This is a genomic window from Streptomyces sp. R28 (assembly GCF_041052385.1).
In the GTDB taxonomy this organism is placed as follows: Bacteria; Actinomycetota; Actinomycetes; order Streptomycetales; family Streptomycetaceae; genus Streptomyces.
In genome coordinates this window covers 3,920,708-3,944,390 of record NZ_CP163439.1, presented here as the reverse complement: position 1 = coordinate 3,944,390, position 23,683 = coordinate 3,920,708, and the positions used below count along the sequence as shown (strand labels likewise).

Here is a 23,683-nt window from a genome sequence, read left to right as displayed (position 1 = left end):
GGCCCCGACAGGGAGTCGGGGCCGTTGCGCGGGGTTCCGGGTCGGCGTCAGCCGACGTCCGACGGGTCCAGGCGGTAGATGGTCGACTGGGTGCTCTGCGAAGAGGATGAGGAGGAGGACGACGAGGACGAGGAGTTGGAGCTGTACTCGCTCTCCTTCACCGCCGTCCCGTTCTTCTGCACCCACTCCGTGACCTCGGAGCTGACGCCGCTGCCGCCGCCGGGGCCGCCGCCCATGCCGCCGCCACCGATCTGGATGTAGTGCAACTCGCCCTTCTTCACCAGCTCCTTGAGCCTGGCCAGGGTCATCGCCTTGTCGGAGCCGGACCAGCCCCACATGGAGATGACGGGCTCACCGCTGCTCAGGATCAGCTGCGCCGCGCTCTGCGAACTCGACACCGCCAGCAGCCACTTGGCGCCGTCCTGGTGCTTCTTGAGGTACGTGATGAGCTCGCGGCTCGCGCCGCCGCCCATACCGCCGCCTCCGCCGCCCATACCGCCCGGCAGGGCCCCACCTCCCCCGCTGTTGCCCGTGCCCGTCCCGCCGGGGGCGGTGCCGCCGGTGCCGGTGCCGGTGCTGTTGGGCGGCGTACCGCCCATCTCGCCGGTGCCGCCGGGAGCTTGGCCGTTCTGGCCGCCCGGGAATCCGCCCTGCTGGCTGTTCTGGCCACCTTGTTGCGTGCCACCCGGCATCTGCCCACCACCGAAGCCACCCCGGCCGCCGCCACCGCCCCCACCGGGGCCGCCGCCGAAGCCGCTCCCCGTCGAAGGCCCGGCCGTCGGGTTCGTACCGCCCATGCCGCCGCCCGAACCGGACGGCACCGACCAGGCGTACGCCGCCGGACCCGCCACCGCGGCGACGACGGCCGCCGTGACGGAGGCCGCCAGCAGCCGCAGCCGATTCCCGGACGCGGACCGGAAGACGAGCAGCCCCACGATCGCCAGCGCCATGACGACGGCGATCGCCGGCCACAGCCAGGTGTTCCAACCGGAGGCCCGCCGCAGGAGTACGACGGCCCAGATCGCCGTGACCGCCAGACCTGCCGGCAGCACCCACGCCCACCGCTTGTCGGCGCGGAACGCGCGCAGCAGCATCACGCCGCCGCCCCCGCACAGGGCCGCGATGCCGGGGGCGAGCGCGGTCGTGTAGTACGGGTGCATCGTGCCCTCGGCCATGGCGAAGGTCAGGTAGTGCAGCGCGGTCCAGCCGCCCCACATCAGCAGCGCGGCGCGGGTGAGGTCGGTGCGCGGGGCGCGCCCGCACAGCACCAGGCCGCCGACGCACGCGATCGCGGCGAAGGGGATCAGCCAGGAGATCTGGCCGCCGAGGATGTCGTTGAACAGACGCCCGATCCCGGCGGTCCCGGAGAAGCCTCCGCCTCCGCCCCCGCCGCCCCCGCCGTTGCCCTCGCCGCCGAAGACCCGGCCGAGGCCGTTGTAGCCCATGATCAGGTCCCAGGCCGTGCCGTCCGTCGAACCGCCGATGTACGGGCGGTCGTCGGCGGGCACGAGCGACACCGCCGCCGCCCACCAGAAGCTGGAGACGGCGAGCGCGACACCGGCAATGAGCAGGTTGACGATCCGCTTCACGAGCTTCGGCTTCGCCGCGTAGAGGTAGACCGCGAAGACGGCGGGCAGCGCGATGTAGCCCTGGAGCATCTTCGTGTTGAACGCGAGGCCGAAGCACACCGCGGATCCGACCAGCGGCAGCAACTTGCCGTTGTGGACGGCCCGCAGGGCGAGCGCCGCGCCGCCGGCCATCAGGAACACCAGCAGTGTGTCGGGGTTGTTGTCACGGTTGATGGCGATCGTGATCGGGGTCAGGGCCAGTACGAGCGCCGCGACCGTCGCCGCGCCGTGGCCCCACACCCGCTTCACCGAGGCGTGCACGATCCAGATCGTCGCCAGCGCGACCAGGAGCATCGGCAGCATCATCTGCCAGGTGCCGTAGCCGAAGAGGCGGCACGACAGGCCCATCACCATCAGGGCGAACGGCGGCTTGTCGACGGTGAGGAAGTTGCCCGCGTCCAACGAGCCGAAGAACCACGCCTTCCAGCTCTGCGTGCCGCTCAGTACGGCCGCGCTGTAGAAGCTGTTGAGGCTGGAGCCGGAGAGGTTCCAGGAGTACAGCACCGCCGCCAGGATCAGGATCGCGATCAGCGCGGGGAGTGACCAGCGGGGTGCCCTGTCCGGGGGCGCGGCGGGTGGGGCCGACGGTGGGGCCTGCGGTGGCACGTCGGGGGTCACGGTCGTGTGGGGGTGGGGATCGGTGGCTGATGTCACCCGGGCATCGTGTGAGGTGGGGGTGGGTGCGGGCTGTGCCGGAGCTGGCGCTTTCCTGTGGATTCTCAAAGGAGTCCGCAAAGGCGGTGCTCAGGCGAGGACATTGCCCTCCTTCACGCAACCCTTGGGGTCGTCAGGGAAGCTGGATCACCGCACACGTAGGACCGCGCGTTGATCGAGAGTCGCACTGTTCGGCCCCGCCTGTGGTGACTGCGCTGATTTGGATGCCCCATGCGCCCTGTGGGGACGAGAACGGCACGCTAATGTGCTGTTCGATTTTGCCCCTGTCGTTGGGCCTGAGGGTGCTGTCGTAGAAGTCGTGCGATTCGATGGGGTCCCCGTCAGAGGCCACGGCGTTCGCGTATACGTTGATGCTCGCCCACGTGTCGACACCGTCCGCGAGCACGTCGAAGCTCAGCCTCATGTCGGCCCTCGGCCCTGCGAGTCTGACGTCAGTGATCGTCGGTCGCCCGTTCCCACCTGCCGCTTTGGACGCGCCGACGACCGCCACGCTCAACGCGACCATGTAGAAGATCACTCCGAGCACCAGTACGGCGGTCTCCCACAGGTTGCCCCGCCGGGTCGGGTGGATGAGTAGGGCCACGATGCTGCACACGATGGCGAGGATGGCGCAGAGCGAGGCCACGTAGATGGGCCACGATTCATTGTTGAGCGCGACGAATACGACATCACTCGTCAGCCCCAGCGTGGTCATGACCCCGGCCACCGTGACCAGGGCACCGGCGAGGATCTTGGCGACGTCGTCCAGGCGTTTTCCGACCCTGGCCTGGATCTCGTCGAACGTTGGAGCAGGTTCGTGTCCATCGCCCAGCTGCTTCACCCCGCTCATGGTGGTCGGGGCAGGGTGCGTACGAGTGCCTACGCGCCCATGATTGGCCCGAAGGGAGGCGAAACTATCTCCTCGGCCTTCGCCGGCTCAGGGCTGTGATTCCTTGATTGCTGTGACGAAGGCCGACCAGTTGGCGGCGGAGAAGACCAGTGCCGGGCCGTGGGGGACCTTGGAGTCGCGGACGGGGATGCCTGAGGGGTGGTCGTCGAGGACTTCGAGGCAACTGCCCGCGTTGTCATCGCTGTGCGAGGACTTGCGCCAGCCCCTCAGTACGGCCGCGTTTGCGATGGTTCGGTCAGTCATGGTGTCCGTACTCCTCAGCAATGGCCCGCAGCAGGGCCAGTGACTCCTTCTGCGGCAGCGCGTCGCTCAGTGCGAGGTCGTAGCGATGCTGCCACTTCCGGACCACAGACGGGGAATCGTGCAACCTCGCCGTATGCCCACCCTCACCGTATGCCAGCGGCGGCTGGTCCTCGAACCACATCAGTGTGAGCATGCTGCCCATGAGTGGATGAAAGCCCACGTCAAACGGCATCACATGCGCGCGGATGCGCCCAGTCTCGGCGAGACGTGCGACGTGCATGATCTGCTCCGCCATGACGTCCCGGCTGCCCGCAGGGCGACGTAGCAGCGCCTCGTCAAGCAGCGCCCACACCACGGGCGTCACCGGATCTTCGAGGATCTTCGCGCGCTCCAGGCGTGTGACCACGCGCCTGTCACGTTCCTCCTCACTCACCGGAGGGAACGCCGAGCCCAGGACCGCCTGTGCGTACCTTTTCGTCTGGAGGATGCCCGGGAAGTACGCCGGCGCGTACTCGCGGATCATCACCGCCTGTTGTTCGAGTACGCGCACCGCCTCGAAGTAGTCGGCGACCGCCTCGTTGTCCTGGGGCAGAAAGCTGCTCAGCACATTCCCCGTGCCCAGCGCCCTGTCCAGCCGCCGAGCGTCCTCCTTCGACGGCACCCGCCGCCCCGCCTCGATATGGGCAATGTGCGAACGCGTCATGATCGCCCGGTCGGCCAACTCCTGCTGCGTCAGCCCCGCCGTCTCGCGCTGCTGCTTGAGCCAGTCACCGTACGTGTTGCTCATGGCCAACTCCCTTGCGACGAATGCCTGGTCACACGCAACCCCCTGGCGAGCCTAGACCGGGACGTCTCACTCTGTGAGTGGATCGCTACACAACGCGATACATCGAATGGAATGGGAACGGAGTTCACGACATGCGCCACCGCATCGCCCGTCTCTTCGAATCACTGCTACGGCGTGATCGAGCGTGCAGGTGCCTCAATTCCGCATATGGCCAGACCCCGTACCCGGACGGGCCGACCGTCTTTCACGCCGGTTCTCGACCCCGGCAGGAGACACGTTCGGCCGTTGTACTCGGGATCGGCATCGGGTCGTGCGGCATGCCCTCAGTGGTCGTGGGAGTCACCAGGTGACGGGAGACATGAACGGCATGGGCGGCGCGCGACTGCTGCCCTGGACTGGGGCGGAGGGGAAGCCCTGTTACCTCGTCAGCGACGGTGTCGGCCATGTCTCCCGCGTGGCCGACACCGTCGAGAGCGTGCAACTCGACATGGCCGACGACCTCCTCGATCACGTGGCCGACATGCTCACCGACCGCCGGGTGACGCCCGCGCAGCTCCGGTTCCTGCTCGCCAGGATGAGCGAGGCGCTGACCGATGTCCGCCGCATCGCGGAGAGCCGGGGCGCACGTCTTCCGGAGTAATGCAGCCAGGGATCAGAAGTGCGTGGCGATCCCGGAAACGCGGCGCAGCCGCGCCATGTCGTGCCGGTCGCGGTCCGCCGGCTCGTACCCCTGGAGGAAGCAGACCTGCTGCTCGGCGGACAGACACGGGACCGGCCTCCCGCCGATCTCGCCCGCCACGAAGGCCGACGCGGGGTAGACGAACGGCTGCGACGGCTCCAGTGACGCCTGCACCCCGGAGCCGTCCCCGGCGAAGACCAGCGGGTGCAGATCGATCTCCCGGCCGTCCGGTGCCGTGACCATGAAGCGGACCGGCCGCCAGTCCAGGGTCTCCACGAAGCCCGCCCCCGCAAGGGCCGTCACCACCGCCGACTCCTGTTCCTGGCGGTGCATCAGGTCCAGGTCGCGATGCTGCATCCCATAGCGGCTCCGCCGCGGGCGGGTCTGCTCGCCGAGCAGGGCGTCGATGCCCCAGCCGCCGCCGATCCAGACGTCGGTCCTCGCCTCGCGCAGCAGGGTCAGGACGGTCAATACGTCGTCAGCAGTCATCACCCTCACAACCTCCCACGCGCGTACAACCTTTCACGCGGCCTCGCGAGTCAACAGGGGCATGACTCACGGGACATCGAACGAGAAGTCGAAAAACCTTTCCGGACGTGCGAGAGCGCTCGTCGCCGCAGGCGTGGGTGCCGGCGTGCTCATACCGTGCATCGTGGGCGCCTCGCCCGCCGCCGCGGCGACCGCGCCCACCGTCAGCTGCACGTCCGCCAAGGCCGGGCTCGCCGACAAGCTGAAGAGGGACATCACCGCAGCCCTCGCCAACCGCAAGGGCACCATCGCGGTCGGCCTCTACGACCGTTCCACCAACACCACCTGCGCCCTGCGGGCCTCCAGCGCCTACGACTCCGCCAGCGCCGTCAAGGTCACCGTCCTCGCCGCGCTGCTGTGGGACGCGAAGAAGCACGACCGGTTCCTCACCGACCGTGAGGTGTCCCTCGCCAAGGCCATGATCACCAAGTCGGACAACGCGTCGACCAGCACGCTCTGGAAGCAGCTCGGCCTGACGAAGATCAAGGGGTTCCTCACCGCCGCCGGCATGACCCAGACCAAGCCCGGTGCGGACGGCTACTGGGGCCTGACCCAGATCACCGTCACCGACGAGCAGAAGCTGCTCAAGCTCATCACCGCCAAGAACACGGTGCTCAGCGACAACTCCCGCGCCTACATCCTGAAGCTGATGGGCCAGGTCATCTCCTCGCAGCGCTGGGGCACGCCGTACGGAGCGCCGTCCGGTGTCTCCGTGGCGGTCAAGAACGGCTGGCTGTCACGGTCCACCCACGGCTGGCGGGTGCACAGCGTCGGCGCGTTCAAGGGCGGCGGCCACGACTACATGATCACGGTGCTCACGCACGGCAACAGCACCATGAACTACGGCATCACGACCATTCAGGGTGTCGCCAAGGTCATCCACAAGGACCTGGCCGCGAGTTGACCTTTCGAGCCGACCCTTAACGCGGCGGCCCACCTCGCGTCACCCACCCGTCCTACGGTGACCCCCATGCGCCTGAGAACCGTACTCGCCACCGTCACCGCGGGCCTGGCGGCCGCCACCTGCCTGACCGCCGCCGGCCCGGCGAACGCCCGCGCCGACTCGCAGGACAGCCACGACAGCCACGGCCGCCTCGACAGCCATGCCTGTTCGTCCCCCGTCTCCATCGACCGCTTCTCCGACGCGCTCGACAAGACGACGTACGACGGCACCTTCGTCGGCAACTTCTCCGCGCTCGCCATGGACCGCGACGGCTCGCTCGCGGCCGTCTCCGACCGCTCCGCCCTCTTCGGTCTGGACGGGGAGACGCTCGCGCCGAAGGACGTCGTCCCGCTCGCCGACGAGAGCGGCGCCGCCCTCGACTCCGAGGGCCTCGTCGTCGACCGCGACGGCACCCGGCTGATCTCCTCCGAGACCGAGCCCTCCGTACGCCGATACTCCCGCGACGGCAGGATCCTCGACCGCCTCCCCGTGCCGGACGAGCTGTTGGTCGCCCCGGCGGGCCGCGCCGTCTCCAACGGCACCTTCGAGGGGCTGACCCTGCTCCCCGGCGGCCGCACCCTGCTGGCGTCCATGGAGTACGCGCTGAACGGCGACAGCGCCGGCATCGTCCGCTTCCAGACCTGGCAGCGGACCCGGGCGGCGGGCGGCACCTTCGAGCTCGGCCGCCAGTACGCCTACCGCGCCGACACCGGCCTCGGCGTCCCCGAGGTCCAGGCGACCCCCGACGGCCGCCTCCTCGTCCTGGAGCGCGGCTTCACCTCCGGCGTCGGCAACACGGTCCGCCTCTACCTGGCCGACCCGCGCCGTGCGACGGACACGAGCGGCATCGAGAGTCTTACGGGTCAGGGCGACGTACGCCTGATCAAGAAGACGCTCCTCGCCGACCTCGTGAACTGTCCGTCACTGGGAGCGACCGCCAAGCAGCCCCAGCCGAACCCGCTCCTCGACAACATCGAGGGCATGGCTGTCACGGGGTACTCGAAGGGGCGCCTGAAGGTGCTGCTGGTCAGCGACGACAACCAGAACGCGGTGCAGACGACGCGGTTCTATTACTTGCGGGTACGCGTCTGAATCCAGCCCCGTGCAGTCCCCGAGCAATCCCCCGAGCAGTCCCGTGCAGTCCCCTGAGTATTGCGGTGGGATGAAATCCGCCTCGTCTCGCGTTGGTGCCTTCCGGTAGTTCAGGACGAAAAACGGAGGGCACCGGCGTGAGAACGCAACGGGGATGGGCACGGCGACTGTGGGGATACGCCTGGCGCTACCCCAAGGACGTGATCCTCGCCCTCGGCTCCTCGCTCGCCGGTATGGCCGTGATGGCCATCGTCCCGCTGATCACGAAGGTGATCATCGACGACGTCATCGGCGACCACGCCCGCTCCATGGCCGTCTGGGCCGGCCTGCTCATCGCCGCGGCCCTCGCCGTCTACGTCCTCACCTACGTCCGCCGCTACTACGGCGGCCGCCTCGCCCTCGACGTCCAGCACGATCTGCGCACGGAGATGTTCGGGACGATCACCCGGCTCGACGGGCGGCGGCAGGACGAGCTGTCCACGGGACAGGTCGTCGGGCGGGCGACCAGTGACCTCCAGTTGATCCAGGGCCTGCTCTTCATGCTCCCGATGACCATCGGGAACTTCGCGCTCTTCCTGATATCCCTGGTCGTCATGGCGTGGCTGTCGCTGCCGCTGACGCTCGTCGCCCTCGCGGTGGCCCCCGCCCTGTGGTGGATCGCGGGGCGCAGCCGCACCAAGCTGCACCCGGCCACCTGGTACGCCCAGGCCCAGGCCGCCGCCGTCGCGGGCGTGGTCGACGGGGCCGTCAGCGGCGTACGCGTGGTGAAGGGCTTCGGGCAGGAGGAGCAGGAGACCGGGAAGCTCAGGGAGGTCAGCCGGCGGCTCTTCGCGGGGCGGCTGCGCACCATCCGGTTCAACTCGAAGTACACCCCGGCGCTCCAGGCCGTCCCGGCGCTCGGGCAGGTCGCCATGCTCGCGGTCGGCGGCTGGCTGGCGGTGCGCGGGCACATCACGCTCGGTACGTTCGTCGCCTTCTCCACCTACCTCGCCCAGCTGGTCGGCCCGGTCCGGATGCTCGCCATGGTCCTCACGGTGGGGCAGCAGGCCCGCGCCGGTACCGAGCGGGTGCTGGAGCTGATCGACACCGAGCCGTCGATCAAGGAGGGCTCCAAGACGCTGCCGGCCGACGCGCCCGCGACCGTCGAGTTCGACGACGTGTCCTTCGGTTACGACGACGAGCGCCCGGTCCTCGACGGACTCAGCTTCGAGATCCGCCCCGGCGAGACCCTCGCCGTCGTCGGCTCCTCCGGCTCCGGCAAGTCCACGGTCTCCCTCCTCCTCCCGCGCTTCTACGACGTGACGCGCGGTGCCGTCCTCGTCGGCGGCCACGACGTCCGTGAGCTGACCTTCGACTCGCTGCGGGCCGCGATCGGGCTGGTGCCGGAGGACTCCTTCCTCTTCTCGGACACGGTCCGCAGCAACATCGCGTACGGCCGCCCGGACGCCTCCGACGAGGAGATCGAGGCCGCCGCGCGCACCGCCCAGGCGGACCGTTTCATCGCCGAGCTGCCCGAGGGCTACGCCACCAAGGTCGGCGAGCACGGCCTCACCCTCTCCGGCGGCCAGCGCCAGCGCATCGCGCTCGCCCGCGCGATCCTGACCGACCCCCGGCTGCTCGTCCTCGACGACGCGACCTCTGCGGTGGACGCCCGTGTCGAGCACGAGATCCATGAGGCGCTGGGGCACGTCATGGAGGGCCGCACCACCCTCCTCATCGCGCACCGCCGTTCCACCCTGGGCCTCGCCGACCGCATCGCCGTCCTGGACGCCGGACGCCTCGCCGACATCGGCACCCACGAGGAGCTCCAGGAGCGGTCCGCCCTCTACCGCCGCCTGCTCACCGACCCCGACGAACTCGGCGGTGTCTCACCCGGCCACGCCCAGCCCGCCTGCCCCCGGGAGGACACCTCCGTACGCGACGAACTGGACGCCGAGTTCGACGCCGAGCGCGGAGTGACCCCCCGTCTGTGGACCGGCGACCGGGAGCGCAAGGACCTGGCGCTGACGGAGTCCCCGGCCACGCCCGAGCTCCTCGCCCAGGTGGAGGCGCTGCCCCCGGCGGCCGACACCCCCGACATCGACGAGGCCCGTGCGGTCCGGCCGGAGGAGTCGTACGGCCTGAAACGGCTGCTACGAGGCTTCGGGCTGCCCCTGCTGATCAGCCTCGGCCTCGTCGCCGTGGACGCCGGCATGGGCCTGCTGCTCCCGGTCCTGATCCGGCACGGCATCGACTCGGGCGTCACGCAGGTCGCCCTCGGCGCCGTCTGGGCGGCCTCCCTCCTCGCCCTGCTCTCCGTGATCGCCCAGTGGGCGGCGCAGATCGGCGAGACCCGGATGACCGGGCGCACCGGCGAACGCGTCCTGTACTCCCTCCGCCTGAAGATCTTCGCCCAGCTCCAGCGGCTCGGACTCGACTACTACGAGCGGGAGTTGACCGGGCGGATCATGACGCGGATGACGACGGACGTCGACGCGCTGTCGACGTTCCTGCAGACCGGCCTGGTCACCGCCTTCGTCTCCGTCGTCACCTTCTTCGGCATCATGGTCGCCCTGCTGGTGCTCGACCTTCAGCTGGCGCTCGTCGTCTTCGCGACGCTGCCGCCGCTGATCGTCGCGACGTTCTTCTTCCGCCGGGCGAGCGTGAAGGCGTACGAACTCGCCCGTGAGCGCGTGTCGTTGGTCAACGCCGACCTTCAGGAGTCGGTGTCCGGGCTGCGGATCGTGCAGGCCTTCCGGCGCGAGCGGGACGGCGGCGCGCGGTTCGCCGAGCGCAGTGACAGCTACCGCCAGGCCCGTATCCGGGGCCAGTGGCTGATCTCCATCTACTTCCCCTTCGTGCAGTTCCTGTCGTCGGCGGCCGCGGCGGCGGTGCTGATCGCGGGCGGGGCCCGGATCGACGACGCGACGCTGACGACCGGCGCGCTGGTGGCGTACCTGCTCTACATCGACCTGTTCTTCGCCCCGGTCCAGCAGCTCTCCCAGGTCTTCGACGGCTACCAGCAGGCCACGGTCTCGCTCGGCCGCATCCAGGAACTGCTCCAGGAGCCGACGTCGACGAAGGCGGCGAAGGAGCCGCTGGAGGTGCTGTCGCTGCGGGGCGAGGTGGCCTTCGAGGACGTGCACTTCAAGTACGGGGGCGTCGACGAGGGGGACGCGGCCCTGCGCGGGATCGACCTGCGCATCCCCGCCGGGCAGACGGTCGCCTTCGTCGGCGAGACCGGCGCGGGCAAGTCGACCCTCGTCAAGCTGGTGGCCCGCTTCTACGACCCGACCGGCGGCCGGGTCACGGCCGACGGCACGGATCTGCGCTCCCTGGACATCACGTCGTACCGGCACCGTCTCGGCGTCGTCCCGCAGGAGGCCTACCTCTTCCAGGGCACCGTCCGCGACGCCATCGCCTACGGCCGCCCGGACGCGACGGACGCCGAGGTCGAGGCCGCGGCGCGGGCGGTGGGCGCCCACGAGATGATCGCGACCCTCGACGGCGGCTACCTCCACGAGGTCGCCGAGCGCGGCCGCAACCTCTCCGCCGGGCAACGCCAGCTGATCGCCCTTGCCCGCGCCGAGCTGGTCGACCCCGACATCCTGCTTCTCGACGAGGCGACGGCCGCGCTGGACCTGGCCACGGAGGCCCAGGTCAACCAGGCGACGGACCGTCTCGCGGGCCGCCGTACGACCCTCGTCGTCGCCCACCGCCTGACGACGGCCGCCCGCGCGGACCGGGTCGTGGTGATGGACCACGGCAGGGTCGCCGAGGACGGCACGCACGAGGAGCTGCTGGCGCGGGGCGGGCGGTACGCGGAGCTGTGGCGGGCCTTCCTCGGACAGGCCGAGCCGGAGGAGCCGGTCGGGGCGGCCCGGTGACCGGGTCCGCCTGACGGCCGTGCAACCATCCGGCATACGCCGTGCGTCCGTACACCAGTACGCTCATTGCCGGTGTACGGGGAGGACAACACTGTGGACACAGGAGCGATACGCCGACGGGTGGCGGTCGGCCTGGCGTTGCTGACCGCGTCCGGCCTGCTCGCGGTCGCGGCTCCGGCCGAGGCGCAGGCAGCCGCCCCCACGCGGTGCGAGGGACGCAAGGTCAAGACGTACCCGTTCTCCACCGGCACGCTGTACGTCTACAAGCGGGCCGGCTACGTCTGCGCCATCACCAAGCCCAAGGATCCCGGCCGCAAGCAGTGGATGATGGTCAGCGTGCAGGCCCGCCGCGCCAACCCGGTCGTCGACGAGTGGTACTACAGCCACCAGGCGGGACCGGTGACGGTGCACGCCGGGCAGCGGTGCGTGCGGGTGAAGGGGCGGGTGGGCAGCGGCTCGGTGAGCAAGGGCTGGATCCTGTGCTGACCGGCGCCGGCTGACCGGCCTCACACCGGCCGGCCCGAGGGCGGCGCTCACACCGGCCGCGCGCACCCCACCGGTTTCTCGCCGCCCAGTTGGACGTACAGGGCCGTCGACGGGGGGCAGTGGGCCCGCTTGCCGACGGACCTGGTCACCTTGTACTGCGGCTTCTGCTCGCCGTTGCCGTCGCACGACGTCTCGCGGACCTGGCCGTCGCCGGAGCCGTAGACGCAGTCGCCGACGATCGTGCGGGGGCCGCCTCCGCCGCCGGGGTCGCCGGGGTGGGGCGAAGTGAGGTTGCGCATGCAGGCGTAGCCCTGCGGGATCGCGCCGTCTCCGTCCTCGTCGGACGTGCGGCTCTGCTGGCTGATGTGGAGGACGAAGTCCGTGGTCCCGGGGCACAGCGGCCCGTCGCCCGCCTTTCCGTCGTGTCGCGCCACGACCCGCGCCGCCGCCCGCTCACTGGTGCAGGACACCTCGGTGAAGCTCGACGTACCGAAGGAACTGCACTCGTCGACGCCGAGGAACACCACGCCGTATCCGGCGGGCAGGGTCGGCGCCACCTGCTGCTCGCTCGCGGTCTTGTCGAGCCGCCCGTCCGCTTCCCCCGCCGCCCCCGACCGGCTCTGACACCCCGTCAACAGCGGGATGAGCAGCACCAGAAACGCACAGACCACCCCAACGGCACATCTCCCGCGCATTGCACTCCCCCCGGTACCCCCGTCCAGCGTGGCCCGCGATCACGGGCCACGCCAGGCGTGTGGGGTCCTTTGGGCTGGTTAGGGGTGAGTGGGATCGGTATTTCGCGTACGGGCACTACGTACAAAGTGCTACGGGGCGCTAGCTGCTCCCGTACGTCAGCCCGTGCCCGACCGGATACAGCACCCGCGCCGGATCGTCCGCCCGCTGCACCGGCACCGGCAGCCTCCCGCGCGGTGCCACCCGCCCGGCGATCACCCGCGCGGCCGCCCGCAGCTCGACGTCGGTCCAGGAGTACGAGGCCAAGCAGGCGGGGACGGCGGGCAGGTGGGCCACGTCGTACGGGTTGCGGATCGCGACCGCCACCACCGGCTTGCCCGTCGCGAGGAGCTGCTCGACCAGCGCCTTCTGTGTGCTGCTCGCCGTGACGTTGTACGTCCCGACCACCACCGCGTCCGCCGTCCGGGCCGCCTCGACTGCCCTGGCGACGGTGGCGGCGGAGGGTGCCGTACCCGTGGACAGGGCGGTCGCCGTGAAGCCCAGCTCGGTGAGGGCGGCGGCGAGCACGCCGGTCGGCGGTCCCGTCGTGCCGGACGGGGAGGCCGGGTCGGCGCCGACGACGAGGACCTCGGGGTGGGTGCGGCGGGACAGCGGGAGCAGTGCCCCCTCGTTGACCAGCAGGGTCGTCGTCCGCTCGGCGATGCGGTCGGCGGTCCTGAGGTGGGATGCGGTCCCGACGTGCCGGTCGACCCCGCCCTGGCTGACGTACGGCTCCTCGAACAGCCGCAGCTTCGCCTTCAGTCGCAGGATCCGCAGGATCGACTCGTCGAGCCGCGCCTCGGTCAACTCGCCTTCCTGGACGGCCTTGAGGACCGCGTTCCACGCGATGTCGAGGGACGGAGGATTGAGGAGCTGGTCCACGCCCGCCTTGAGCGCGAGGACGGGGACGCGGTCGTCGCCGTACTTCGTCCGTACGCCCTCCATGCCGAGGGAGTCCGTGACCACCACGCCGTCGTAGCCCAACTCCTCGCGCAGGATGCCGGTGAGGATCGAGTGGGAGAGGGTGGCCGGGTCGCCGGAGTCGTCGAGGGCCGGGACCATGATGTGCGCGGTCATGATCGAGTCGATGCCGGCGCGGACGGCGGCCCGGAAGGGCGGTGCGTCCAGGGTCTCCCACTGCTCACGGGTGTGCGTGATGACGGGGAAGCCGTAGTGGCTGTCGACGGCCGTGTCGCCGTGGCCCGGGAAGTGCTTGGCGGTGGCCGCGATCTGCCGGGAGCGCTGATATCCGGCCACCTCGGCGGCGACCATGCCGGCCACCGCGTCCGGTTCGGCGCCGAAGGAACGGACGCCGATCACCGGGTTGCCCGGGTTGACGTTCACATCGGCCACGGGGGAGTAGTTCTGCCGGATGCCGAGCGCTCTGAGTTCCTGTCCGGCGATCCGGCCGAGGGTGCGGGCATCGGCGCGTGAGCCGCCCGCCCCGATGGCCATGGCGCCCGGGAAGAGGGTGGCGGGCTCGCCGACGCGGCAGACGATGCCGTGCTCCTGGTCGGTGGAGACGAGGACGGGCAGGCCGCGGGGCTGGGTGAGGGACGCCCTCTGGATGCCGTTGGACAGGTCGGCGATCTGGTGCGGAGTGCGGGTGTTGTGCGCCCAGGTGAAGTAGATGATGCCGCCCACCCGGTACTTGGCGACCATCTCGGCGGCCGTCCGGACGCCGATCTCCTTGAGGTTGGCGTCGATGTCGGCCTGGTCGGGGGTGGTCGCCGAGTGGCCGTAGACCCGCATGACGAAGAGCTGGCCGACCTTCTCCGGCAGGGTCATCCGGGCGATGAGGGCGCGCAGTTTCCTGTCGTCCGGGGCGCCGGCGTGCGCGCTGCCGCCGACGGCCAGGGCGGTGGTGACGCCGGCGGTGGCCGCGAGGACCGTACGTCTTGAAGGTGTTGCGGTGCTTCCCGTGCTTCCCGTGCTGGTGTCGGGCACGTGCGCTCCTTCCGGAGGTGGTGCGCTGAAGGAAACTTCCGAGAAGTCACCAATAACCGGGAAGTTTCTGCCAGTCAAGGGAGTGCACCGTAACCAGAGAGGGGCCGCCATCGGCGCAGTTGGAGGGGGCGCGCCGATGACGGCGTGCTGCCGGCCGCGGTACGGCGGAGAGGGTGGTCAGCGATCGCAGCCAGCAGCGAGGGCCGACACCGGACCACGGTGACTCTCCGGCAGCGCGCGGGTTGGACGAGCGCGGGTGGGGCTGGGTTCCCGGGGACGGCCGGAATCCGCGAACCAGGTACGCCCGGGGCCGCCGCGTTCCACGGGACGCGTGGGCATCGGGCGAGAGGTCGGGCGAGTGACGGGTCAGGGCCGTGCGGGTCCATCCCGTGGACGTCGCGGCGCCGAAGCCGGCACCCGGGCGATCATGAGGGCATGCCCGCAGTCGACGTCCCCGGTTCCAAGTCCATCACCGCCCGTGCCCTCTTCCTGGCGGCCGCCGCCGACGGTGTCACCACCCTTCGGCGCCCGCTCCGCTCGGACGACACGGAGGGCTTCGCCGAGGGGCTGGTACGGCTCGGCTACCGGGTCGGCCGGACCCCGGGCACCTGGCAGGTCGACGGCCGTCCGCAGGGCCCTGCCGCCGCCGAGGCCGACGTCTACTGCCGGGACGGCGCGACGACGGCCCGCTTCCTGCCGACGCTCGCCGCGACCGGCCACGGCACCTACCGCTTCGACGCCTCGCCGCAGATGCGCCGCCGCCCCCTGCTGCCGCTCACCCGGGCCCTGCGCGACCTGGGCGTGGACCTGCGGCACGCGGAGAAGGAGGGCCATCACCCGCTGACGGTGACGGCGGCCGGCGTCGAGGGCGGGGGCGTGACGCTGGACGCGGGGCAGTCGTCGCAGTACCTGACGGCGCTGTTGCTGCTGGGGCCGATGACCCGCAAGGGCCTGCGCATCACCGTCACCGACCTCGTCTCGGTGCCGTACGTCGAGATCACGATCGCGATGATGCGGGCGTTCGGGGTGGAGGTACGGCGCGAGGGGAACGTCTTCGTCGTCCCGCCGGGCGGTTACCGGGCGACGACCTACGCGGTGGAGCCCGACGCGTCGACCGCGAGCTACTTCTTCGCGGCGGCGGCCGTCACGGGCGGCGAGGTGACGGTTCCGGGCCTGGGCGAAGGGGCGCTCCAGGGCGACCTGGGCTTCGTCGACGTCCTGCGGCGGATGGGCGCGCAGGTGTCGGTGGGCACGGAGTCGACGACGGTCCGGGGGACCGGCGAACTGCGGGGCGTCACCGTCAACATGCGGGACATCTCCGACACCATGCCGACCCTCGCGGCCATCGCACCGTTCGCCTCCGGGCCGGTACGGATCGAGGACGTGGCGAACACACGGGTGAAGGAGTGCGACCGGCTGGAGGCCTGTGCGGAGAACCTGCGGCGGCTGGGGGTGGAGGTGACCACAGGGCCGGACTGGATCGAGATCCAGCCGGGTACGCCCGCGGGAACGCAGGTCAAGACCTACGGCGACCACCGCATCGTGATGTCCTTCGCGGTGACCGGGCTTCGGACGCCGGGCATTTCGTTCGACGACCCCGGGTGCGTACGGAAGACCTTCCCGCATTTCCACGAGGAGTTCGGGGCGTTGCGCGCGCGGTTGTGACGGGGGTTGTCCGGTGAGCTTCAAGCTGGTGCGGGTGTCGTCAACTCCCTGGCGGACACCGACAGCTGATTCCGTACGGCGGCCAGGACCGGGTCGCCCTCCGCGCCCGTCCGTACCGCCGCGAAGACGTTCCGGGACGGGGGAGTGCCCCGCGTCGTCAGCAGGGCGATACGGCGGTGCGCGTACAGGGGGTGCACCAGGCGTGGGATCAGGGCCACGCCCTGTCCCGCCTCCACCAGGGCCGCCAGCGCGCCCCAGTCGTTGACCGCATGCCGGATGTCCGGTGTGAAACCCGCCGCCGCGCACACCGACCGTGCCACCGCGCCGCAGCAGCTGCGCGCGTCGCCCACGATCCACGGCTCCGTGGCCAGCTCCCGCAGGTCGACGCGGTCACCGTCGGCGAGACGGTGGCCGGACGGGACGGCGATGTCCAGGACGTCCGTGCACAGGTCGATCCGGTGGTAGCGGCGGTCCGCGTACGGCGGTGTCGCCGCGAAGTCCACCGCCACGGCCACGTCGACCTCGCCCCCGTCGAGCGCCGTGAACAGGTCCGGCGGCTCGGCCTCCACCACGTCGACACGGACGTGCGGCAGACGCTCGCGCAGTGCCGTCAGCGCTTCCGGCAGCAGGCCCAGGATCGCGCTGGAGAAGCAGCCGATCGTCACCGACCCGCGCCCGCCGTCCCCGTACGCCGCCAAGTCGGCCCGTGCCCGCTCCAGTTGGGCCGCGATCAGGTCGGCGTGCGCGAGCAGCACCCGGGCCTGGCCGGTGAGGCGTACGCCTCTTCCCTTCCGCTGGGTCAGGGGTACGCCTGCCTCGCGGGCCAGCGCCGCGATCTGCTGCGAGACCGCCGACGGCGTCAGATGCAGGGCCTGCGCGGTGCGGGCGAGGCTGCCCCGGCGTTGGAGTTCGCGCAGGACGGTCAGGCGGCGCAGATCGATGCTGAAGCTCTCGCTTAACGGTTCCACCGCAAAAGATTAACTGGACCGGCGCGACGGTGGTCGGAAACCATCGACGCCATGACCGCCTACCTCATCCTCCACGGCTGGCAGAACCGCCGCCCCAAGGACCACTGGCAGCACTGGCTCGCCGACCGTCTCACCGAGCTCGGCCACCAGGTCGACCACCCGCAGCTGCCCGACCCCGACGACCCCGAACTCGAGGTCTGGCTGGAGGAGTTGGCCCGGCATCTCGGCGGACTCGACGCGAGGTCGGAGGCGGGGTCGGAGGCAGGGTCGGAGACAGGGCAGGAGCGCGTCGTGGTCGCGCACAGTCTGTCCGCCGTGCTGTGGCTGCACGCCGTCGCGCGCGGGCTGCCCGGGCTCGACGCCGTGGACCGGGTGCTGCTCGTCGCCCCGCCGTCCGGCGCCGTGCTCGCTCGGCACCCGGAGGTCGCCCGATTCGCCCCGCCGCCCCTGGAGTTCACCCTCCCCGGCCCCACCCGCCTGGTCGCCGGCGACGACGACCCGTACTGCGAGGAGGGCGCCGACACCCTTTACGGCCGCCCCCTCGACCTCCCGACCGACATCCTCCCCGGAGCCGCCCACCTCGACCTGGACGCCGGTTACGGCCCCTGGCCCGCCGTACTGGGGTGGTGCCTGGACCCCACCGCGCCGCTCACGGCCCGTCCGCGGTAGCCGCGCCGTCCCGCAACTCCGGCGTGCTCGCACCGACGTAGGCCACCGCCAGCACGCACAGCAGCCCGCCCGTGACCAGGGCGGTCGCGCCGGACGACCAGCCGGCGACCAGGCCACCGCGCAGATTGCCGAGATGCGGCCCCGCCTGGCCGACGATCTGCTCGGCGGCCGTCACCCGGCCCAGCAGGGCGTCCGGGGTACGGGTCTGGACGATCGTGCTGCGTGAGACGACCGACAGGGCGTCCGCGGCACCCGCCACCACCAGCAGCCCGAGCCCCGCCCACGGGCTGGTCGTCAGGCCGAACAACGCCAGCGCGGTGCCCCACGACGCCGCCCCGCACAGCATCACCAGACCGGGGCGGCCCAGGCGGGTGAGCGAACCCGACAGGGCCGTCGCCGTGACGCCGCCCACCGCGACCGCCGACAGGAACAGGCCGAGGGTGCGCGGGTTGCCGCCGAAGCGTTCGGCGTTGATCAGGGGGAAGAGGCTGACCGGCATGGAGAGGATCGTGGCGGCGAGGTCGGTGATGAGCGCGCCGCGCACCACCCGGTTGCCGGCCAGGAAGCGCAGGCCGTCCAGGACGCCGTGCAGCCCGGCCCGCGCCGGCTCGCCCTCGGGCGGCAGCGCGGGCAGACCGAAGGCGCCGTAGAAGGCGACGCCGAAGCTCAGGGCGTCCAGCAGATAGCAGACGCCGATGCCGAACCAGCCGAGGAACAGCCCGCCCAGCGCCGGGCCGAGCAGCATCATCGCCTGGCCGGTGACCTGGTTGAGGGCCAGCCCGGCCGCCACCTGCTCCTTGGGCAGCAGCCGCGGCACGAACACGCCCGCCGCCGGACCGCCGACCGCGCCGAAGCAGGAGCCGGCCGCCACCAGGGCGAGGATCCCGGCGACCGGCACATGCCCCGTGAAGCCCTGCACCGCGAGGAGCAGCACACAGACCGCCTGCCCGACGGTGGCGACCAGAAAGATCCGCCGCCGGTCGCCCCGGTCCACCCACGACCCGGCGAGCAGGCCCACACCCACCAGGGGCAGCGCCTGCGCGAGGCCGACCGCACCGCTCCAGACCGCGCTGTGCGTCATGTCCCAGACCTGGAACATCACGGTCACCATGGTCATGAAGCTGCCGAGCACGGACACCGTCCGCCCGATCAGCAGCCGCCGGAAGGCGGGGGACGTGCGCAGCGGCCGTACGTCGATCAACGTACGGGCGAGGCTCATGAGGGCATGACGGGGCGCGGGGCGGGTTCGGGCACGAGGGGGGACGCTATACGGCCGCCCTCGTGCCGGGCCAGCGAATTACGGGCGCCGGGTGCGGACGGACCCGGTTACGGGCACCGGGCCCGACCGGGCCTAGGCCGACTCGTTCAGCAGCCGGGAAAGGTGCTCCCGGCCCGCGTCCAGCAGTCCGTCGAGCGGTGCGGCGGCCTCGTACCACCGCTTCTCGTACTCCCAGCACAGCCAGCCGTCCCAGCCGTGCCGGGAGAGCACCTCCACGCACTCGGCGAGCGGCAGCACCCCGGTGCCGAGCGGGAGCGGGGTCGTGTCGTCGGCGGAGGCGATGTCCTTGACCTGGACGTAGCCGAGGTACGGGGAGAGGGCCGCGTAGCTCTCCGAGGGCTGCTCGCCGCCCAGCCAGGTGTGCATGACGTCCCACAGCGAGCCGACGTGGCGGTGGCCGACCAGGCCGAGGACGCGGATCGCGTCGGCGCCGGTGCGGTGCGAGTCGTGGGTCTCCAGCAGGATCCGTACGCCCATGTCGGCGGCGTACTCCGCGGCCGTACCGAGGCGCCGCGCGGCGATCGCGTCCGCCGACTGCCGGCTCTGCTCGGGGTCGGCGCCGGGGAAGACGCGGACGAAGCCGGCGCCGAGGTCGTGGGCCAGGTCGAGGAGGGTGCGGATCTCCTCGATCACGGGCCCGTCGTCACCCGGCGCGGCCACGCGCGCGTACCCGGCGAGCCCCAGCAGCTCGATGCCCGCCGCCTTGAAATCGCCCACCACGTCCGCCCGCTGGGCGGCATCCAGGCCGGTGTGCACCGGCTCCTCCGGGTGGGTGCGCAACTCGACGCCGTGGTACCCGTGCGCGGTCGCGAGCCGCAGCACGTCGGGGAGAGGGAGACCGGGGACGCCGAGGGTGGAGAACGCCAGTTTCATGGTCCTCGACCCTACTCGTCCCGGTCGAGGCCGGGCACGCCCCCGCGCGGCACTTCCTGCACGATGCCCTTCGAATTCCTCCGTAGCTGATCGCTCGCGGCTGGTTCGCGTCACATCCATGCGCGGTATCTGCTCCGCGGGGGACGGCTGCGGAGCAGATAGGGAACTGCTTTTCCACAGTCGACGCCGAGTGCTCGTGGCGTCGCTATGATGCCGAAAATCACCGGCATCGTGCCGAAATAGGCGGCGTGCGAGCGTGCGAGGGGGAAGCATGCGGCTCGGTATCACCGTGCTCGACGACGACGGGGGACAGCTCCGCGCACTGCAGCGTTGGCTGCTGCGGGACCCCGACTCGGCAGGCGCGACTCTCACCCTGCGCGGCAGGAACGCGACACCGGGCGCCATGGGCCCCGGCCTGGATCTGATCGACGTCGTGCTCAGCAACGCGGTGGGCCTGGGGGGACTGCTCGTGGCCGTGGCGACCTGGCGCCGGTCGCGGGGGAACGCACCGCGCGTCCAAGTGGAACGTGAGGGCGTCACCGTGACCGTGAGCGGCGCCGACGCCGAGCAGATCGAACGGCTGGTGAGACAGCTGACCGCGCCGACCGCCGAGCCGGATGACGGCACCCCGGCGACGGCCGCCACGCTCGACCGCCCCCGGCCATGAGCGAACTCTCCGAACCGGCGCTCAGCAGAGCCTTGCTGATCGGCGCCCATTCCTTCGCCGACCCCGGCCTCGAACCGCTGCCCGCCGTGTCCCGCAACCTGACCCGGCTCGCGGAGCTCCTAGGCGACCCGAGCGTATGGGGCCTGGCACCCGACCACGTACGCATGCTCCCGGAACCCGACCGCGACCAGGCGCTGGAAGAGGTCGCCCGCCTCGCCGACGAGGCCGAGGACACCCTCCTCGTCTACTACGCGGGGCACGGCTTCGTGCACGAGCTGTCCAACGAGCTCTATCTCGGCCTTCCCCGCACCAACCCCCGGCTCCTCTACAGCGCCCTGCGCTACCAGGACATCCGCGAGCTCCTGCTGGCCCCGCAGGCCCGGGCACGCCGCAAGGTGGTGATCCTGGACTGCTGCTGGAGCGGCCTCGCCCTGCACGGCGCGATGTCGTCCTCGGGGCTCGGCGGGATGTCCGACATCAGCGGTACGTTCGTGCTGACCGCGACGTCGGAGACCAGGACGGCGCTGGCACCGCCGGGGGAGAGGTACACCGCGTTCACCGGTGAGCTGATCGGTGCCCTCGAAAAGGGGATCCCGCAGGCGCCACCTCTTCTCACCATGATGACGCTGTATCAGCATCTGTACGGCTCCCTGACGGCCAAGGGCATGCCGAAGCCCCAGCAGCGCAACGGCAACACAGCGGGTGCGATCGCCCTGGCCCGCAACCGCTACCGGCCGCCCGAGCCCCCGCCACCGCCGCCCGAGGGCACGTCGACCAAGGACGAACCCGCCGACGACGCACCGGCTGAGAACGCCGCGGGCACGGCCGGCTCCTCGGCGGTGAGAGGGCGTCGCAGGCGGCTCAGTCGCCGGACGGTCGTGGTGGTGTCCACCGTGCTGGTCGCCGCGCTGGGGATGCTTCCCCTGATGCTGGACTCCGTCTTCGGGGAGGGGGCGAGGGGCGGATCGTCGGACGGCGGCGGGTCCGGGAACTCCGGCAACTCCGGGGACACGAAGAACAAGCTCACCGTCGGGATCGGGGTGAGCGTTCCCCTGAGCGGTGACCTCGCGGAGTTGGGCAAGGGAATCAAGAACTCGGCAGAGCTGGCCGTGGAGAAGGCGAACAAGGACGACTTCGTCCCCGGTGTCACGTTCAAGGTCCAGGCCCTGGACGACAAGGCCCAGCCCGCCACGGGGCAGGTGAACGCCACGAAGTTCGTCGCCGACTCCGACGTGGTCGGAGTCGTGGGGCCGTTCAACGCATCCGTCGCAAATCCCATGCAGGAGGTCTTCGTCCAGGCACACCTGCCCCAGGTCTCACCCGCGAACTCCGCTCCCGAGCTCACTCTGGGCGCCGACTGGCTGGATGGCCCACGGTCCAGGCCCTACGACACCTACTTCCGCACGGTGGTCAACGACATGGCCCAGGGGCCCGCCGCGGCCGGATACCTGCACGAATGGGACGGACGCCGCAGGGCTTTCGTCATCGACGACAAGCAGGTCTACGGCCACTCCTTGGCGGAGACGTTCAAGACGGCGTTCCGCGAGGAGGGCGGGCGAATCGTGGGGGAGAGCCAGGTGGACGACGACCAGCGTGCGTTCACCGAAGAGGTGAAACAGGCCCGCGCCGCCGATGCCGACGTCGTGTACTTCGGCGGCTCTTACGAGGGCGGCGCCGCGCTGAGCAAGCAGCTGCACGCCGCGGACCCCGGCATCCGCGTCGCGGGCGGTGACGTCCTCTGCTCCAGTGACTACATCTCCGAGGCGGGCAGCGGTGCGGTGGGCGACATCTGTACCGTCGGCGGGGTCGTCGCCGAGCGGCTCGACTCCGCCAAGCCCTTCATCACCGACTACGAGAAGGCCGGCTATTCGACTCCCTACGGCCCCTACGGGGGATACGCCTATGACGCCACCTGGGCGCTGATACGTGCTTTCAAGGAGGGCGTGCACATCACCGGCGGCGAGCTGCCGCCGACGGCCCGCGGTGACCTGCGGAAAGCGGTGCAGGCGGTCGCGTTCGACGGCGTGATGGGCCGCGTCGGCTTCGATCGCTACGGCGACGCCATCACCCGGCGGGTGCAGGTCTACCAAGTGCGCGGCGGTCGCTGGTCGGGCGTCTGACCCAGCAGGTCACTCCTGCGTGCTGTGCAGATCGAGCCGCCAGTCCTGGCCGTTGAGGTCCTTGCCGAAGGAGCGGTGGGGTTTCTCGGTGGCCAGGACGAAGCCGTGGCGCCGGTAGATGCGGCGGGCGGCGGCCAGGACGTCGTTGGTCCACAGGACGAGGTCGCGGTAGCCGACGCCGCGGGCGAAGTCGACGACGGCCGAGACGAGCCGGTCGCCGATGCCGAGGCCGCGGGCGTCGGGCTCGACCAGCAGCAGCCGCAGCCGGGCCGTGGCGGGCGCCTCGTCCCGTACGACCATCACGCAGCCCACCGGCCGCCCGTCCAGCTCGGCGATCCACACCCGCTCCAGATGCGGATCGTGGTCCTGCGCGAAGTCCGCGACGATCCTCGCGACCAGCCCCTCGTAGTCGGCGTTGAAGCCGTACTCGGCGGCGTACAGCGCGGCGTTGCGCTGCACGATCCAGCCGAGGTCGCCGGGGCCCGGCTCGCGCAGCAGGACGTCCTCGCGGCGCGGCGGGCGGCCCTGGGACAGGATCGTACGGACGGTCGTCATCGCCTCGGCGAGGCGCGGGCGTTCGTCGGCCGGCACCGTCGACAGCAGCGAGCCGACCGATTCGCTCGCCCGCTCCTCCAGCAGCTTGCCGGTCTCCCGGCCGCGCGCGGTGAGCGTGACGCGGCGGCGCCGCGGGTCCTCCCGGGAGGGGGTGCGCTCGATGAGCCCGTCCTGCTCGAACTTGTTCAGGATCCGGCTCAAGTACCCCGCGTCCAGGGAGAGTTCGGTCCGCAGATCGGCCGCGTCGGTACGCGGGGAGTGCGCGAGCTCGTACAGGACGCGGGACTCGGTGAGGGTGTACGGGGCGTAGAGGTGGCGGCTGTAGTCGAGGGCGCCGATGACGTTCGTGTAGAAGCGGTTGAAGGCGCGGATGTCATGGACGGTCATGATCG

At 71.0% G+C, this 23,683-nt stretch carries 20 protein-coding genes; 9 read left to right on the top strand and 11 right to left on the bottom strand.

Features of this window, described 5'->3' with window-relative positions; all coding sequences use genetic code 11:
- Window positions 1-47: 47 nt before the first annotated feature.
- The 4 genes from AB5J49_RS17410 to AB5J49_RS17395 form a co-directional block, all read right to left on the bottom strand.
- The gene (locus tag AB5J49_RS17410; protein WP_369169547.1) at window positions 48-2,282 is read right to left on the bottom strand and encodes an ArnT family glycosyltransferase; all 2,235 of its coding nucleotides are present in this window, start codon (window positions 2,280-2,282) and stop codon (window positions 48-50) included.
- 133 nt (window positions 2,283-2,415) lie between these two features.
- A complete protein-coding gene (locus AB5J49_RS17405; protein ID WP_369169546.1) occupies window positions 2,416-3,123 on the bottom strand; it encodes a hypothetical protein in 708 nt (235 codons plus the stop codon).
- 96 nt (window positions 3,124-3,219) lie between these two features.
- Entirely contained in the window at window positions 3,220-3,435 is a 216-nt protein-coding gene (locus AB5J49_RS17400) for a DUF397 domain-containing protein (RefSeq protein WP_369169545.1), read from the bottom strand.
- Window positions 3,428-4,222, bottom strand: a complete 795-nt coding sequence (locus tag AB5J49_RS17395) for a helix-turn-helix domain-containing protein (RefSeq protein WP_369169544.1) — start codon at window positions 4,220-4,222, stop codon at window positions 3,428-3,430. The genes AB5J49_RS17400 and AB5J49_RS17395 overlap by 8 nt, the downstream gene beginning before the upstream one ends.
- Window positions 4,223-4,580: 358 nt before the next feature.
- Between AB5J49_RS17395 and AB5J49_RS17390 the strand changes: the two genes are divergently transcribed.
- Window positions 4,581-4,862, top strand: a complete 282-nt coding sequence (locus tag AB5J49_RS17390) for a hypothetical protein (RefSeq protein ID WP_369175168.1) — start codon at window positions 4,581-4,583, stop codon at window positions 4,860-4,862.
- Window positions 4,863-4,874: 12 nt separating this feature from the next.
- Here AB5J49_RS17390 and AB5J49_RS17385 read toward each other — a convergent pair whose 3' ends face one another.
- Entirely contained in the window at window positions 4,875-5,390 is a 516-nt protein-coding gene (locus AB5J49_RS17385) for a nucleotidyltransferase domain-containing protein (RefSeq protein ID WP_369169543.1), read from the bottom strand.
- A gap of 61 nt (window positions 5,391-5,451) precedes the next feature.
- On the opposite strand from AB5J49_RS17385, the gene AB5J49_RS17380 reads away from it, so the two are divergent.
- The 4 genes from AB5J49_RS17380 (at window position 5,452) to AB5J49_RS17365 (ending at window position 11,816) form a co-directional block, all read left to right on the top strand.
- Window positions 5,452-6,333 carry a serine hydrolase gene (locus AB5J49_RS17380; protein ID WP_369169542.1) on the top strand — a complete coding sequence of 294 codons (882 nt, stop codon included), beginning with the start codon at window positions 5,452-5,454 and terminating at the stop codon, window positions 6,331-6,333.
- A gap of 66 nt (window positions 6,334-6,399) precedes the next feature.
- The gene (locus tag AB5J49_RS17375; RefSeq protein WP_369169541.1) at window positions 6,400-7,464 is read left to right on the top strand and encodes an esterase-like activity of phytase family protein; all 1,065 of its coding nucleotides are present in this window, start codon (window positions 6,400-6,402) and stop codon (window positions 7,462-7,464) included.
- A gap of 137 nt (window positions 7,465-7,601) precedes the next feature.
- Entirely contained in the window at window positions 7,602-11,330 is a 3,729-nt protein-coding gene (locus AB5J49_RS17370; RefSeq protein WP_369169540.1) for an ABC transporter ATP-binding protein, read from the top strand.
- Between the two features lie 93 nt (window positions 11,331-11,423).
- Window positions 11,424-11,816, top strand: coding sequence for a hypothetical protein (locus tag AB5J49_RS17365; RefSeq protein WP_369169539.1), 393 nt, complete (start codon window positions 11,424-11,426; stop codon window positions 11,814-11,816).
- Between the two features lie 47 nt (window positions 11,817-11,863).
- On the opposite strand, the gene AB5J49_RS17360 is transcribed toward AB5J49_RS17365, so the two are convergent.
- Window positions 11,864-12,511, bottom strand: a complete 648-nt coding sequence (locus AB5J49_RS17360; protein ID WP_369169538.1) for a hypothetical protein — start codon at window positions 12,509-12,511, stop codon at window positions 11,864-11,866.
- Window positions 12,512-12,650: 139 nt separating this feature from the next.
- Window positions 12,651-14,495, bottom strand: coding sequence for a glycoside hydrolase family 3 protein (locus AB5J49_RS17355; protein WP_369169537.1), 1,845 nt, complete (start codon window positions 14,493-14,495; stop codon window positions 12,651-12,653).
- Window positions 14,496-14,930: 435 nt separating this feature from the next.
- Between AB5J49_RS17355 and aroA the strand changes: the two genes are divergently transcribed.
- Window positions 14,931-16,160, top strand: a complete 1,230-nt coding sequence (gene aroA, locus AB5J49_RS17350; protein ID WP_369169536.1) for a 3-phosphoshikimate 1-carboxyvinyltransferase — start codon at window positions 14,931-14,933, stop codon at window positions 16,158-16,160.
- A gap of 20 nt (window positions 16,161-16,180) precedes the next feature.
- Here aroA and AB5J49_RS17345 read toward each other — a convergent pair whose 3' ends face one another.
- The gene (locus tag AB5J49_RS17345; RefSeq protein WP_369169535.1) at window positions 16,181-17,128 is read right to left on the bottom strand and encodes a LysR family transcriptional regulator; all 948 of its coding nucleotides are present in this window, start codon (window positions 17,126-17,128) and stop codon (window positions 16,181-16,183) included.
- 51 nt (window positions 17,129-17,179) lie between these two features.
- Here AB5J49_RS17345 and AB5J49_RS17340 point away from each other — a divergent pair, with 51 nt between their 5' ends.
- Window positions 17,180-17,797, top strand: coding sequence for an alpha/beta hydrolase (locus tag AB5J49_RS17340; RefSeq protein WP_369169534.1), 618 nt, complete (start codon window positions 17,180-17,182; stop codon window positions 17,795-17,797).
- Here AB5J49_RS17340 and AB5J49_RS17335 read toward each other — a convergent pair.
- On the bottom strand, window positions 17,778-19,016 hold the full coding sequence (locus AB5J49_RS17335; protein ID WP_369169533.1) for an MFS transporter: 1,239 nt from the start codon (window positions 19,014-19,016) through the stop codon (window positions 17,778-17,780). The genes AB5J49_RS17340 and AB5J49_RS17335 overlap by 20 nt on opposite strands.
- 132 nt (window positions 19,017-19,148) lie before the next feature.
- Window positions 19,149-19,949, bottom strand: a complete 801-nt coding sequence (locus tag AB5J49_RS17330) for a sugar phosphate isomerase/epimerase family protein (RefSeq protein WP_369169532.1) — start codon at window positions 19,947-19,949, stop codon at window positions 19,149-19,151.
- A 271-nt stretch (window positions 19,950-20,220) separates the two neighbouring features.
- Between AB5J49_RS17330 and AB5J49_RS17325 the strand changes: the two genes are divergently transcribed.
- Together AB5J49_RS17325 and AB5J49_RS17320 are read left to right on the top strand one after the other, a co-directional pair.
- Window positions 20,221-20,616 (top strand): hypothetical protein, encoded by a 396-nt coding sequence (locus tag AB5J49_RS17325; RefSeq protein WP_369169531.1) that lies wholly within the window; start codon window positions 20,221-20,223, stop codon window positions 20,614-20,616.
- A complete protein-coding gene (locus AB5J49_RS17320) occupies window positions 20,613-22,736 on the top strand; it encodes an ABC transporter substrate-binding protein (protein ID WP_369169530.1) in 2,124 nt (707 codons plus the stop codon). The genes AB5J49_RS17325 and AB5J49_RS17320 overlap by 4 nt, the downstream gene beginning before the upstream one ends.
- A 9-nt stretch (window positions 22,737-22,745) precedes the next feature.
- Here AB5J49_RS17320 and AB5J49_RS17315 read toward each other — a convergent pair whose 3' ends face one another.
- Entirely contained in the window at window positions 22,746-23,678 is a 933-nt protein-coding gene (locus tag AB5J49_RS17315; RefSeq protein ID WP_369169529.1) for a GNAT family N-acetyltransferase, read from the bottom strand.
- Window positions 23,679-23,683: the final 5 nt, after the last annotated feature.

What these genes read in the sequence shown, in the direction of transcription:
- AB5J49_RS17400 (WP_369169545.1), bottom strand. Translation starts at nt 3,435, where the DNA reads ATGACTGACCGAACCATCGCAAACGCGGCCGTACTGAGGGGCTGGCGC.
- AB5J49_RS17395 (WP_369169544.1), bottom strand. Translation starts at nt 4,222, where the DNA reads ATGAGCAACACGTACGGTGACTGGCTCAAGCAGCAGCGCGAGACGGCG.
- AB5J49_RS17390 (WP_369175168.1), top strand. Translation starts at nt 4,581, where the DNA reads ATGAACGGCATGGGCGGCGCGCGACTGCTGCCCTGGACTGGGGCGGAG.
- AB5J49_RS17385 (WP_369169543.1), bottom strand. Translation starts at nt 5,390, where the DNA reads ATGACTGCTGACGACGTATTGACCGTCCTGACCCTGCTGCGCGAGGCG.
- AB5J49_RS17380 (WP_369169542.1), top strand. Translation starts at nt 5,452, where the DNA reads ATGACTCACGGGACATCGAACGAGAAGTCGAAAAACCTTTCCGGACGT.
- AB5J49_RS17375 (WP_369169541.1), top strand. Translation starts at nt 6,400, where the DNA reads ATGCGCCTGAGAACCGTACTCGCCACCGTCACCGCGGGCCTGGCGGCC.
- AB5J49_RS17360 (WP_369169538.1), bottom strand. Translation starts at nt 12,511, where the DNA reads ATGCGCGGGAGATGTGCCGTTGGGGTGGTCTGTGCGTTTCTGGTGCTG.
- aroA (WP_369169536.1), top strand. Translation starts at nt 14,931, where the DNA reads ATGCCCGCAGTCGACGTCCCCGGTTCCAAGTCCATCACCGCCCGTGCC.
- AB5J49_RS17340 (WP_369169534.1), top strand. Translation starts at nt 17,180, where the DNA reads ATGACCGCCTACCTCATCCTCCACGGCTGGCAGAACCGCCGCCCCAAG.
- AB5J49_RS17335 (WP_369169533.1), bottom strand. Translation starts at nt 19,016, where the DNA reads ATGAGCCTCGCCCGTACGTTGATCGACGTACGGCCGCTGCGCACGTCC.
- AB5J49_RS17330 (WP_369169532.1), bottom strand. Translation starts at nt 19,949, where the DNA reads ATGAAACTGGCGTTCTCCACCCTCGGCGTCCCCGGTCTCCCTCTCCCC.
- AB5J49_RS17325 (WP_369169531.1), top strand. Translation starts at nt 20,221, where the DNA reads ATGCGGCTCGGTATCACCGTGCTCGACGACGACGGGGGACAGCTCCGC.
- AB5J49_RS17320 (WP_369169530.1), top strand. Translation starts at nt 20,613, where the DNA reads ATGAGCGAACTCTCCGAACCGGCGCTCAGCAGAGCCTTGCTGATCGGC.
- AB5J49_RS17315 (WP_369169529.1), bottom strand. Translation starts at nt 23,678, where the DNA reads ATGACCGTCCATGACATCCGCGCCTTCAACCGCTTCTACACGAACGTC.